The organism is Dyella terrae (assembly GCF_022394535.1).
GTDB lineage: Bacteria > Pseudomonadota > Gammaproteobacteria > Xanthomonadales > Rhodanobacteraceae > Dyella.
On sequence record NZ_CP089414.1, the window covers coordinates 2,885,609 to 2,898,697 of the forward strand.

The window sequence follows — 13,089 nt, forward strand, 5'->3', positions numbered from 1 at the left end:
TCACTCGTAGGTTCGCGTGACGATGCGCGCGTTGTCGTCAGTGGCGTAGCCGGAGAAGTAGGCCAGCAGACGATCATTGCCTGCAGCGGGCTCAAGCAATCCCACTTCCTGACGATAACTAGAAGCAGGCAGCGATGCTTCCGCAGAACCCACCGCGCAGCGGTGAAGTTGGCGATCTGGCGACGCTTCGCCCGTATCGGACACGCTGCACGTCGGAACCACGACAGCCCCGACGAAAGTGATCGTTCCACCCCCGCCCGCATGCGCCAACGGCGCGCCTAGCGCCAAGGCGACGACGCATCCGATCCAGGTCTTGCGAGTCCAGCCCTTCATAAATGCCCCTTCCCGTACCCCCTGCGGAAAGCGGGGGTACCTGATGGGATCTATCGGCGTGGGTCACCGGGGCTTGATATCGGAATCCCGGGCGCACTCTCAGAGCGTGAACCAAGTCACACTTTTGGCGCATCCCACGAAGGGCGTACGTAGAACTACGTTGGAAGGCGGCGAAGGGCATCGCCGGGGCTGATCCGGTTAGCGGCCGGGCTCAGCCGAACTTGAGGGCCTTGTTAGGCAACGGTTTAGGAAACTATCCCAGACTCAACGTGAGGAGATGTATTTCTCGCGGCGGATATGCATCACCGGCAAACCGAAGTCCTTCAGGGCGGTAAAGGCCGCGTCGACCATGTTGGGGTTGCCGCACAGGTAGGCGATATCCCGCTCGGCGCTGGGCGCCAGCTCGGCCAGCACGTTCTGCACGTGACCGGGGCGGTCGTTGGGACGAGGCTCCGCACGGGGCTGACGGCTCAGGCAGCCGTAGAAGGAAAAGCCCGGGTTGGCCTGTGCAAAGGCTTCGAATTCATCGCCGTAGAGCAGTTCAGTTTCGTTGCGTGCGCCATACAGCAGCACCACTTCGCGGCCCTGCTTCACCAGTTCGGCGATCTGCGGAAGCATGGCGCGGTACGGCGTGACGCCTGTGCCGGTGGCCAACAGCAGGTAGCGTGCATTGGTGTCGCCTGCCTGCAGGACGAAACGGCCGTACGGGCCGCTGGCGTTGATCTCGCCGCCGATCGGCAGCTCGCCCAGCAACTTGGTGGCCGCGCCGCCCTCCACATAGCTCACCGCGATTTCGATGCGCTGCACCGGCGAGGAGCCGTCGCCCACCGTGCCCACCGAATAGCTGCGCTTGGTGGCCGCACCGTCCTCGTAGTGGAAGTGGATCTGCAGGAACTGTCCCGGCGTGAAGGCCAGCGGTTGGCCGTCGACGCGCTCGAACGCCATGTGCCGCACGGTGGGCGCCAGCATGGTGGAGTCGACGAGACGGAGCTGGAAATGATCGGCCATGGGTTTTCCGGGGAAACAGTGAGAACGCCGTTTGTGAACGGAGCGGTATGGGAAGCCACGTATAATAGAAGGCTGGCCCCTTCGGTGCAGCCCATGTCCCCCAGTTCCACACCCGCGCTGGTCGTCGAGAACCTGCGCAAGACCTACAGCAACGGCGTCGAAGCCCTCAAAGGCATCAGTCTCACGGTCCAGCCTGGCGATTTCTTTGCCCTGCTCGGCCCCAACGGCGCCGGCAAATCCACTCTCATCGGCATCCTGTCCTCCCTGGTGAACGCCACCAGTGGCGACGCGCAGGTGTTCGGCGTGTCAGTCAACAAGCAGCGTGGCAAGGCCATGCAGCTCATTGGCCTGGTGCCTCAGGAGATCAACTTCAACCAGTTCGAAAAGCCGTTCGACATCTGCGTCAATGAGGCCGGTTTCTACGGCATTCCGCGCAAGATCGCCGCCGAACGCGCCGAGAAGTACCTCAAGGAACTGCGCCTGTGGGATAAGGCCCAGCACCAGGCGCGCATGCTTTCCGGCGGCATGAAGCGCCGTCTGATGATCGCCCGCGCGATGATGAACGAGCCCAAGTTGCTCATCCTCGACGAACCCACCGCCGGCGTGGACATCGAGATCCGACGCTCCATGTGGCAGTTCGTCAGCGGTATCAACGCCGCCGGCACCACGGTGATCCTGACCACGCATTACCTTGAGGAAGCGGAAACGCTTTGCCGCAACATCGCCATCATCGACCACGGCACCATCGTGGAAAACACCTCGATGAAGCGCCTGCTGGCTTCGCTGGACGTGGAAACCTTCGTGCTGGACGTGAACCACCTGCCCGCCGAGCTACCCGCCATCCACGGCATCAGCCTGCGTCGCGTGGACGATCACACGATGGAGGCGGAGATGTCCCGCTCGCACGACCTCAACTCGCTGTTCGCCGGCCTGAGCGAGCGCGGCGTCACCGTGACGTCGATGCGCAACAAGACCAACCGCCTGGAAGAACTGTTCGTGCGACTCGTCGAGAACGGCCGTAAGGACACCACGGAGAAGGCCGCATGAACGCCGCTGGCAACCTCGTCGCACTCCACACCATCGTCCGCCGCGAGATCGTGCGCATCATGCGCATCTGGACGCAGACGCTGATCCCGCCCGCCATCACGATGACGCTGTACTTCGTCATCTTCGGCAAGCTGATCGGCAGCCGCATCGGCGAAATGCATGGCTTTACCTACATGCAGTACATCGTGCCTGGCCTGGTGATGATGAGCATCATCACCAACAGCTACGGCAACATCTCCAGCTCGTTCTTCGGCGCCAAGTTCAGCCGCGCCGTGGAGGAAATGCTGGTGTCACCTATGCCCAACTGGGTGATGTTGCTGGGCTACGTCACCGGCGCAGTGGCGCGCGGTTTGGTGGTCGGCGCACTGGTGCTGCTGATCGCGCTGTTCTTTACCGACCTGCATGTGGCGCATCCGATCATTACCTTCCTGTCGGTATTGCTCGGTGCCACGGTGTTTTCACTGGCTGGCTTCGTCAACGCGGTGTTCGCCAAGAAGTTCGACGACATCGCGCTGGTGCCCACCTTCGTGCTCACCCCGCTCACCTACCTGGGTGGCGTGTTCTATTCGGTGGATCTGCTGGGCCAACCCTGGCGCAGCATCTCCATGATCAACCCCATCCTGTACATGGTGAACGCGTTCCGCTACGGCGTGCTCGGCGTGAGCGACGTGCAGATCGGCGTGGCTTTCGCGGTGATGTTGGTGTTCGTGATCGGCCTGACCGCCGTGGCGCTGCACCTGCTCAAGCGCGGCGTGGGCATGCGTTCCTAACCGCAACATGCAGGAGCGCACAGCGTGCGCTCCTGCAAACGAACCAAAGATTGATCCATGCGCGTCAACAAATACATCAGCGAAGCCGGCATCTGCTCCCGTCGTGAGGCGGACGAACTACTACTCGCCGGCCGCGTCACCATCAATGGCGAAGTCGTCACCACCGGCGCGAAAGCACTGGAAGGCGACGAAGTACGCGTGGACGGCGAGATCGTCAAGGCACGCATCCTCGCCGCCACACCGTCCGCCAAGCGCGCGGTATACATCGCGCTGAACAAGCCGGTCGGCGTTACCTGCACCACCGACCAGACGGTGAAAGACAACATCGTCAATTTCGTCGACCACCAGGAACGCGTCTTCCCCATCGGCCGCCTGGACAAGGATTCCGAAGGCCTGATTCTGCTCACCAGCAACGGCGATATCGTCAACGAAATCCTGCGCTCGGAAAACAACCACGAGAAGGAATACCTCGTGGCCGTGAACAAGGCGGTGACCGACGAATTCCTGCAAGGCATGGCACGTGGCGTACGTATCCACGGCCAGATGACCAAGCCATGCAAGGTGCGCAAGATCGCCAAGTTCGGCTTCGCGATCGTCCTAACGCAGGGTTTGAATCGACAGATTCGTTTGATGGCCGCGGAGTTTGGTTATCGCGTGACGCAGTTGCGGCGGGTGCGCATCGTCAACGTGAAGCTGGGGCATTTGAAGGTGGGGCAGTGGCGGAATCTCACCGATGCGGAGTTGAAGGGGTTGTTGCCTCAGCGGACGCAGTGGTAGTTGGCGACGCCTCGCTGTTTCGTCTTTAGCCGTTATCCCTGCGAAGGCAGAGATCGAGTTTCGCCAGTGGTCGGCTGTCGCCTCGTGCTTTATCGCGACCTGGCCGCTTACGCAGAGGGCGTTTCGATCGTCTGCCGACGACGCGAAGCTAGTCCCGTGGAACACAGCGGGTAGTTCGGAGCGCTTCGCAACGCGCCCTCGCGAAGAGGACTTAAAGCAGGCCTCGCTACGCTTCCCGACCGGTGTGGAGAACTCGCCACGGAACGGCATCGTCTTTCTCTTCTGCCTTGGCTTTGTGCACTAAAGCAGGAGCCACGCGACCCGCCGCGATGCGATGTGCGGCGCAGCTGCACGAGCCGTCCGCTTTCGCTTTTGACCTTCCGGCCCCCTGTGCGGCGGTGAGGGGTGGACGACAAGGCCCGCAGGGGGGATCGGCATGGATGCCGATCCCTTTTCGCCAGGGCAGGATGCCCTGTCGAAAAGCCCGGCCACTCCTCACGGACTGGCCGGCTTCACCGGCCAGCGCCAAGTGGGGGTGCCCTTTCTTTGGGTTACTTTTCTTGGGCAAGCAAAGAAAAGTGACTCGGCCTCCGGCAGGAGGTCGAAACGCCCGCCGCGTAGGCGGCCAGGTCGCGATCACGCGCCAACCGAGAGCAAAGTCACTGGATCCCTGCCTTCGCAGGGATGACGGCTTAGAAGAAACGATGAGGCTAGATTGACCCCTCACCCCAACCCTCTCCCCCAAAAGGGCGAGGGAGCAGAAATGCAGCGCCTCGCCTCTACCCACCATCTCGCTGTCCGCACCCAAGAACACCCCGAGTCGAAAACCCGCTGCACCGCAACATCAACACACACAAAAAACTCCCCAAACCCAACCAACCAAAGAACCACCCAACAAAAACCCCAAACGCACCTGCACAAACCGTTACAACCGAGCCCATCCCTCGACATCCCCGCCACTCTGGTGCATACGTATTCACTTCGATGAACCGGCGCAGCCATCGCAGAATCGCCGGACTCTGAATTGGGGAGAGGCAATGAATTTGAATTCGACACCGGCGTCGAAGAACGCCGTTGATGATCTTGGGCAGCACGCCACTGCGCGTGTAGTGCTCATCGCCGCCGCCGCTGCGCTGGGCGGTTTCCTGTTCGGCTTCGATACTGCGGTGGTCAACGGCGCGGTCGATGCCGTGCGCGGCAATTTCGGGCTGGATGCGGCGCGTATCGGTTTCGCCGTGTCATGTGCACTGCTCGGCTCGGCGGCCGGCGCCTGGTACGCAGGCCCGCTGGCTGATCGCGTGGGCCGTGTTCGCGCGATGCAGGTGGCCGCAGTGTTCCTCGCGTTGAGTGCGCTTGGTTCGGGCTTGGTCACCGGCGTAGGCAGCCTTGTTTTCTGGCGTCTTGTCGGTGGCATCGGCGTGGGCGTGGCATCGGTGATCGCACCGACCTACATCGCGGAGATCTCGCCGGCCGCCGTGCGCGGTCGACTGGGTTCGTTGCAGCAACTCGCGATTGTGCTGGGCATTTTCGCTGCGTTGCTCAGCGATGCGTGGCTCGCTGGCACGGCCGGCGGCGCCGTGGAGAAGTTGTGGTTTGGCCTCGCCGCGTGGCGCTGGATGTTCCTCGTTGCGGTGGTGCCAGCGTTGATCTACGGCTCGCTGGTGCTTGGCGTACCGGAATCGCCGCGCCATCTGGTTGCAAAGGGTCGCCTCGCCGAAGCGAAGGACGTGCTGCGCCAAGTGCTGAACATGCACAGCGATGCGGCACTGGATGCCAAGGTGAAGGACATCCAGGACAGCTTGCATTCGGAATACCGTCCCACGCTCAAGGATCTGCGCGGCCCGCGTCTGGGTCTGTTGCCGGTGGTGTGGATCGGCATCCTGCTGTCGGTGTTCCAGCAGTTCGTCGGTATCAACGTCATCTTCTATTACTCGTCCACGCTGTGGCACTCGGTGGGTTTCAGCGAGAGCGATTCGTTCTCCATCACGGTCGCTACGTCGGTGGTGAACGTACTGGTGACGTTGGTCGCCATCGCACTGGTGGACCGCATTGGCCGCAAGCCGCTGCTGGTGATCGGTTCCGCCGGCATGACCATCACGCTGGGCGCGATGGCGTGGTGCTTCTCGCAGGCCACGGGTACTGGCGCCAGCCTGAGCCTGCCAGCGCCGTGGAATATGGTGGCGCTGGTCGCGGCCAATGCCTACGTGGTGTTCTTTGGTCTGAGCTGGGGCCCGATGGTGTGGGTGCTACTGGGTGAGATGTTCCCCAACCGCATCCGCGCCATTGCGCTCGCCGTGGCTGCCGCCGCGCAGTGGCTGGCTAATTTCGTCATCACCAGCACCTTCCCGGCGTTGTCCGAGGTCGGCCTGTCCTTCGCGTACGGCCTGTACGCGGCGTTCGCGCTGATTTCGCTGTTCTTCGTACTGAAGGCAGTGCGTGAAACCAAGGGCGTGGAATTGGAAGATATGCAGGGCTGAAGCCAAGGGCGCGTTTGACACGCGCCCTTTTTTCGGTGTACATATTTAACTAATACTTTAATTGCTTAAAAGCTGATGGCCATCGATCAAGTCTTCGAAGCACTCGCCTCTCGCCCCCGTCGCGAGATCCTGGCGTACCTGTCAGCACAGGAGTTGACGGCCGGCGACATCGCCGGCCGCTTCGAGATGACGGCGCCAGCCATCTCCCGGCATCTGTCCATCTTGGAAGCCGCTGGGCTGGTGAGCAGCGAGCGCCGCGGCCAATACGTGTTCTACCGGCTCAACAAGGACAGCCTGGTCAACACGCTGACCGGCTTCGCTTTCGAAATCTGCCCCACTGCAGGTCCGCTGAAGCGCGAATCGCGCAAGCTGGCTCGTAAGGGCAGCGCGTAGTGCCGTAACCACCCGGCGATTGGCGCCGGGTTCGCAAAGGAGCTGCCCGATGTCGTCTCACGCCCGTGCCGTCCCCACTTCCCCAGCGCTCGCCTCCCATCGCGAAGCGGCGGGCTGCCCATCGAGGTGACGTTGATCGCGCAGTTGGGCCACGGTTCTGGCGACCAGCTCGTCGCCGGTGCAACGGCGCGCCAGCGGGCGCACGCCGGCTTCATCGACGCGATGGACGAACCGTCAGCCAAGCTGGCCGGTGCAGACTTCGAAAAAGGCGACCCCACCTCGCTCTACAGCTTCACGGTGGAGGCGAAGGGACATCCCTTCCATCGCCATGCCGGGCACCGCGTGTTCACGGCGATATCCGGTAGCGGCGGCGTGCAGCTTCGTTTTTCGGACGCTACGCCGGCGCAGGTTACCGACGATCCGATGAGCTTTCTGCGCGGATTGCGCTATATCGACATCCCGCCGGATTGCCTGTTCACAGTGCGCTTCGGCGGCAACACCTGGCACCAGTTTGCGTCGCTACACCCTCGCGCCGGGCATCCCGCGCTGTTCGCGCTGTCCTGCCATACCAACGAGCTGGGTGGTGATCTCCCTGCGGATATCCAGCAACAGATCCGCGCGAACGAGGCGACCATCCCCTCGCTGACGGAACTGCTCCCGCTCACCGTCCAGCGCCTGCTCGACGATGGCGCGCTACGACACGTGGACGTGCCCACCATGGCCTTGTCGCTCGATGCACCGGCCGGCTCGCTGCAGAGCCTGCTCTGTCGCGCTGCCAGAGGCGTCGCGGGCAGGCTGCGTGGCGCATGGGCACACGTGCGCCGGGCGGGAGGCTTCGCCGCACAGCGCGGTGGCCGGCATACGGTGATGCTGTTGCCCGAACCGCCAGCCGACTCATTGCTGCACGAACAGTTGCAGGGACGCCACCATCATCAGGATACCTCCGTGCTCGGCCTGGATCAGGCTGGCATCGACGGACTGGGTGCCACTGCACTGCTCAGTTCCCTGCTCGACGCCTTCATCGCCAACCCGCCGCCCGGTGTCTCCCATCTGATGGCGTTCCGCAACCTGCTCGTCAAACCGCTCGGCCTGCGCACCTCGTCGCTGGGCTGCCCGGTGTCATCGCTGCTTGGCACGGCGGATGGCCCCAGGTTCATGAACCGCTATCCGGTGATCGATCAACGCGTCGATGCGGGCGACACCTTCGCGCAGGTGATTCTGGGTGCAGACGACAAGCACCTTCGTTTTCGCTCCTGCGTCGCCGTACGCATTCGTGGCGCGGGCCGGGTCGAGCTAAGCCTGGGCACCCGCGTGCAGTGCACGAACCTGTTTGGGCACGCCTACATGGCGGTGGTCGACCATTTCCACCGCAGCTATGCCAGCCCAACCATGCTGCGCGCGGCCACCGAGCATGCATTTGCCGCGCATGAGTCGCCGGTAGATGCGATCATGGCGCATGACTGATTTCCGCACGCTCCCGCTCAAGCCCGCGCTCCTCGCCAGCGTGGAAACCCTCGGCTATACCGAGATGACCCCGGTACAGGCCCTGAGCCTGCCGCCCATCCTCGAAGGGCGGGATGTCATCGCGCAGGCCCGCACCGGTAGCGGCAAGACGGCCGCCTTCGGGCTGGGCCTGCTGCAGCAGATCGACGTGGACACCATCCGCCTGCAGGCGTTGGTGCTCTGCCCCACGCGTGAGCTGGCCGACCAGGTGAGCAAAGCGATCCGCAAGCTGGCGGCCAATACACCTAACGTAAAGCTGCTGACGCTGTGCGGCGGCATGCCACTGGGCCCGCAGCTCGCCTCGCTCACGCATGATCCGCACATCGTGGTCGGTACGCCCGGCCGCGTGCAGGAGCACCTCAAGCGCGCCAGCCTGCACGGTGGTGGCATCAAGGTGCTGGTGCTGGACGAGGCCGACCGTATGCTCGACATGGGCTTCAGCGAGGCCATCGACGACATCGTCGGGCGCATCGCGAAACACCACCAGACGCTGCTGTTCTCGGCCACGTATGCGGAAGAAATCCGTCAGGTGAGCAAGCGCCTGCAGCGCGAGCCGGTGGAAGTGACGGTGGAAGCCCCGCACGAAGAATCCACCATCGAGCAGCACTTCCACGAAGTGGAACCGGCACAGAAGATCGACGCGCTCGCGCAGTTGCTGGACAAGGGCACGCTCAGCACCGAGCAGACACAGCACGCACTGGTGTTCTGCAATATGCGCAAAGACGTGGATGCCGTGGCGCAAGAACTCGACCGACGCGGCTTCTCCGCGCTGGCCTTGCACGGTGACATGGAGCAGCGCGACCGCGACGAGGTGTTGGTGCAGTTCGCTAACCGCAGCTGCTGCGTTCTAGTAGCGACGGACGTCGCCGCGCGCGGCCTGGACATCGCCTCGCTGCCGCTGGTAGTGAGCTACGACATCGCGCACGATCCAGACACACACACGCATCGCGTGGGCCGCACCGGGCGAGCGGGCGAGAATGGCCTCGCCATCACGCTGGTCACTCCGCGCGAACGCCCCAAGGCGATGAACATCGAGGAGCAGCTCGGCCAGCCGCTTTCGTGGCGCCCGCTGCGCGTATCGCCGCCGCGCGGCAAGCAGCTCAACCTGGCACCGATGAAGACGTTAGTCATCGACGCCGGTCGACAGGACAAGCTGCGACCCGGCGATATCCTTGGTGCGCTTACCGGCGACGCGGGGCTGGACGCCAAGGACATCGGCAAGATCGACGTGTTCGCCACGCGCGCCTATGTCGCCCTGCGGCGGGATCTTGCGAACAAGGCGTTGGAGCGACTGCGTTCCGGCAAGGTCAAGGGACGCAACTTCCGCGTGCGCCCCCTGCACTAAGCTCACACCGTTCAAAGGCAAGGGAACCCCACATGATCCGCTGGCGCTTTTTGGCCGCCGCATTCTGCGCACTCGCGGCCACCGCCGCTGCTCACGCTGCCGCGCCCGTCTATGGCTACCGCGTGGTGAAGGTCTATCCGCACGATACCTCGGCCTATACCGAGGGCCTGTTTTACAAGGACGGCTATCTCTACGAGAGCACGGGCGAAGCTGGCGACTCCACCGTGCGCAAGGTGGAGCTGGAGAGCGGCAAGGTCGTGCAGCGCCATGATCTGCCGTCGCAGTATTTCGGCGAAGGCATCGTAGATTGGGGTTCGCAGATCGTGCAGCTGACCTGGAAGGATCAGCTCGGCTTTGTCTATGACATGGCCTCGTTCAAACAGCAGCGTACTTTTTATTACGCTGGTGAAGGCTGGGCGCTGACTCGCAACAACAAGCAGATCTACATGAGCAACGGCACGTCGCAGTTGCAGGTCCTCGATCCAAACACGCTAGCCGTTGTAAACACCATCAATGTCACCGACGACGGCCGACCGGTGGTCAATCTCAACGAGCTGGAATGGGTGAAGGGTGAGATCTACGCCAACGTGTGGCTCACCAACCGCATCGCCCGCATCGACCCCACCACGGGCCACGTCACGGGCTGGATCGACCTGACCGGCCTGTTCGACGTCAGCACACTGCCCGACCCCGGCAACGACGTGCTCAACGGCATCGCCTATGACGCCAAGCGCGACCGCCTGTTTGTCACTGGCAAGCGCTGGCCGAAGCTGTTCGAGATCACCCTGGTGCCACGCAGCCCTTAACCCTGCCATTCGGCATGGGTTGAGCCCGCCCGGGCGGGGGTAAAGTGGGGCGTTACCTTGCCCGGAGCTTTCGATGCGCTACGTTCCCCTGTTGCTGCCGCTGGCACTCAGCCTCGCCGTCTCCACCGCGTACGCCGACGAGTCACCGGTACAGCCGCGCGCGCAACCGTCGCTGCTGGCGCTGTCCACGGCGCCGAGCGAAACGGAGCTGCACGCGACCATCGCCAAGCTGGTGAGCTTCGGCACACGCCATACGCTCTCCGATACCACCTCTGACAAGCGCGGCATCGGCGCCGCGCGCCGCTGGGTGAAATCGCAGTTCGAGGCCATCGCCAAGGAATGCGGCGGCTGTATCGAAGTGGTCACGCCCTCGCAGGTGTTCACCGGCAAGCGCGTCCCGCAGCCGACGGAAGTGATGGACGTGGTGGCGATCAAGCGCGGCAAGACCGATCCCAAGCGCGTGATTGTGATGACCGGCCACCTGGATTCGCGCGTCACCGATGTGATGAACGCCAAGTCCGACGCACCGGGCGCGAACGACGATGCCTCTGGCGTGGCCGCGCTGATGGAAGCGGCGCGACTGCTGTCCAAGCAGGACAACGATGCCACCCTGGTATTCGCCGCGCTGTCTGGCGAGGAGCAGGGTCTGTATGGTGGCAAGGTACTAGCCGACTACGCCGTGCAGCAGGGCTGGCAGGTGCAGGCCGACCTCAACAACGACATCGTGGGCAACAGCCACGGCCAGAACGGCGTGCTGGACAACACCACGGTGCGTATCTTCTCCGAAGGCACAAAGAGCAACGAGACGCCGGAGCAAGCGAAGTACCGCGCCTATCACGGCGGCGAAGTGGATTCGCCCTCACGCAACGTGGCGCGCTACATGGAGCAGATCGGCTCGACCTATCTGCCGGACCTGCGCGTGCACATGGTCTACCGCACCGATCGCTACAGCCGTGGCGGTGATCAAGTGCCGTTCCTTGAAGCAGGCTACCCCGGCGTGCGCGTCACCGAGGGCCACGAGGATTACACCCGCCAGCACCAGGATCTGCGCACTGAGAAGGGCATCAAATACGGTGACACCATCGACGGCGTCGACTTCCGTTACCTCGCCCGTGTCACCGCGCTCAACACTGTGACCATGGCCGCGCTCAGTCGCGCCCCTGCGCCGCCCAGCGGCGTCAGCACCGAGGGTGCACTCGCCACCGACACCACCGTGCACTGGAAGAAGGTGCCGGGTGCCGCTGGCTACGTGGTGCACTGGCGTGACACCACCGCACCGCAGTGGCAGTACAGCCGCTCCGTGGGCGATGTGGACCAGGCGGTGATCAAGGATGTGGTGATCGACGACTGGTTCTTCGGCGTCTCGGCCGTCTCCGCCGAGGGCTACGAAAGCCCGGTGGTATTCCCCGGTGATGCGGGCAGTTTCGAGCGCTCGCCGGCCCCAAAATCGCCGTGACCCCCACCGTCATTCCCGCGAAGGCGGGGATCCAGTGCCTTTTGAAACGCATGACAAGAACGAAAGACGCTGGATCCCCGCCTTCGCGGGGATGACGGTGAGGCATGTACAACGTGTGCCGGGGAACGTAAAAGCACGAAAACCAAAACCCCACTAAAATCCCCGCGCCGCTGCATCCTAGGAAACAGCGGCCGCATCGATACGGATGCGTATCAACGGACGATACCAAGGGGATTTCCATGTTTCGCAAAACGCTACCGCTGGCGCTGGCCCTGCTTGCCGGCTTTGTCCTGGCCGCCCCCGTCGCGGCCATGCCCGACGCCAAGGGCGAACACCAGATGACGGCGGAGGAGTTCGTCGCCTCACTGCACCCGAAGACGGGCGACGTAACCATTCCGGAGGCCAAGGCCACGTTGAAGCTGGCCAACGGCTACAGCTTCCTATCCGCCAGCGATGCACAGCGCGTGCTGACGCAGGCCTGGGACAACCCGCCCGACGACAGCGTGCTGGGCCTGATCCTGCCGAGCACCGACGCGCATTCGGTGCTGGACGACAGCGCCTGGGCCGTGGTCGTCACCTTCGTCGACGAAGGCTATGTGTCCGACAAGGACGCCGCCAAGATCGACTACGACGACATGCTCAAGGACCTGAAGAAGGCCACGCAGGACAACAATGCGGATCGCCTCAAGGAAGGCTATCCCGCCATCGAACTGGTCGGTTGGGCCGAACCGCCGCGCTATGATCCCTCCACGCACAAGCTGTACTGGGCACGCGACCTGAAGTTCAAGAAGGCCGACGGCAGCGATGACGGCCAAACGCTCAACTACGCCATCCGCGTACTGGGTCGCCGGGGTTATCTGTCGCTCAACGCCATCGCACCGATCAAACAGCTCGACAAGGTGCGCGCAGACATGCCCGACGTGGTGGCCATGGCCGAGTTCGATCAGGGCGAGCGTTACGCCGACTACAACGCTGGCACTGATAAGGCCGCTGCCTATGGCATCGCCGCGCTGGTGGCGGGCGGCATCGCGGCCAAGGCAGGCTTGTTCGCCAAGCTCGGCATATTGCTGCTCGCATTCAAGAAATTCATCGTGATCGGCATTGCCGCCGTCGGCGGCTTCTTCGCCAAGCTCTTCAAGCGCAAGAAGGCTTGATGTCATTCAGGTGTCGCGCC

At 63.3% G+C, this 13,089-nt stretch carries 12 protein-coding genes; 10 read left to right on the forward strand and 2 right to left on the reverse strand.

Going from position 1 to position 13,089, the window contains the following annotated elements:
* Both DYST_RS12495 and DYST_RS12500 read right to left on the reverse strand, forming a co-directional pair.
* Positions 1–333: a hypothetical protein gene (locus tag DYST_RS12495; protein ID WP_239945961.1), complete on the reverse strand. Its 333-nt coding sequence runs from the start codon at positions 331–333 to the stop codon at positions 1–3.
* Between the two features lie 264 nt (positions 334–597).
* Positions 598–1,341: an FAD-binding oxidoreductase gene (locus tag DYST_RS12500; RefSeq protein ID WP_239945962.1), complete on the reverse strand. Its 744-nt coding sequence runs from the start codon at positions 1,339–1,341 to the stop codon at positions 598–600.
* A 93-nt stretch (positions 1,342–1,434) separates the two neighbouring features.
* On the opposite strand from DYST_RS12500, the gene DYST_RS12505 reads away from it, so the two are divergent.
* From DYST_RS12505 to DYST_RS12550, 10 genes are all read left to right on the forward strand, one after another.
* Positions 1,435–2,388, forward strand: coding sequence for an ABC transporter ATP-binding protein (locus DYST_RS12505; RefSeq protein WP_102300869.1), 954 nt, complete (start codon positions 1,435–1,437; stop codon positions 2,386–2,388).
* On the forward strand, positions 2,385–3,158 hold the full coding sequence (locus DYST_RS12510; RefSeq protein WP_102300868.1) for an ABC transporter permease: 774 nt from the start codon (positions 2,385–2,387) through the stop codon (positions 3,156–3,158). The genes DYST_RS12505 and DYST_RS12510 overlap by 4 nt, the downstream gene beginning before the upstream one ends.
* Before the next feature lie 57 nt (positions 3,159–3,215).
* Positions 3,216–3,935 carry a 23S rRNA pseudouridine(2604) synthase RluF gene (gene rluF, locus DYST_RS12515; RefSeq protein ID WP_102300867.1) on the forward strand — a complete coding sequence of 240 codons (720 nt, stop codon included), beginning with the start codon at positions 3,216–3,218 and terminating at the stop codon, positions 3,933–3,935.
* A gap of 1,037 nt (positions 3,936–4,972) precedes the next feature.
* Positions 4,973–6,412, forward strand: coding sequence for a sugar porter family MFS transporter (locus DYST_RS12520; protein WP_239945963.1), 1,440 nt, complete (start codon positions 4,973–4,975; stop codon positions 6,410–6,412).
* A 75-nt stretch (positions 6,413–6,487) separates the two neighbouring features.
* Positions 6,488–6,805 (forward strand): metalloregulator ArsR/SmtB family transcription factor, encoded by a 318-nt coding sequence (locus tag DYST_RS12525; protein ID WP_239945964.1) that lies wholly within the window; start codon positions 6,488–6,490, stop codon positions 6,803–6,805.
* Positions 6,806–6,931: 126 nt separating this feature from the next.
* Entirely contained in the window at positions 6,932–8,269 is a 1,338-nt protein-coding gene (locus tag DYST_RS12530; protein ID WP_239945965.1) for a DUF2867 domain-containing protein, read from the forward strand.
* Positions 8,262–9,653: an ATP-dependent RNA helicase DbpA gene (gene dbpA, locus DYST_RS12535; protein ID WP_102303242.1), complete on the forward strand. Its 1,392-nt coding sequence runs from the start codon at positions 8,262–8,264 to the stop codon at positions 9,651–9,653. Before DYST_RS12530 ends, dbpA begins: the two co-directional genes overlap by 8 nt.
* A gap of 32 nt (positions 9,654–9,685) precedes the next feature.
* Positions 9,686–10,459, forward strand: coding sequence for a glutaminyl-peptide cyclotransferase (locus DYST_RS12540; protein WP_239945966.1), 774 nt, complete (start codon positions 9,686–9,688; stop codon positions 10,457–10,459).
* 73 nt (positions 10,460–10,532) lie between these two features.
* On the forward strand, positions 10,533–11,915 hold the full coding sequence (locus DYST_RS12545) for a M28 family metallopeptidase (RefSeq protein ID WP_239945967.1): 1,383 nt from the start codon (positions 10,533–10,535) through the stop codon (positions 11,913–11,915).
* 239 nt (positions 11,916–12,154) lie between these two features.
* A complete protein-coding gene (locus DYST_RS12550; protein WP_102303239.1) occupies positions 12,155–13,069 on the forward strand; it encodes a DUF2167 domain-containing protein in 915 nt (304 codons plus the stop codon).
* Positions 13,070–13,089 lie beyond the last annotated feature (20 nt).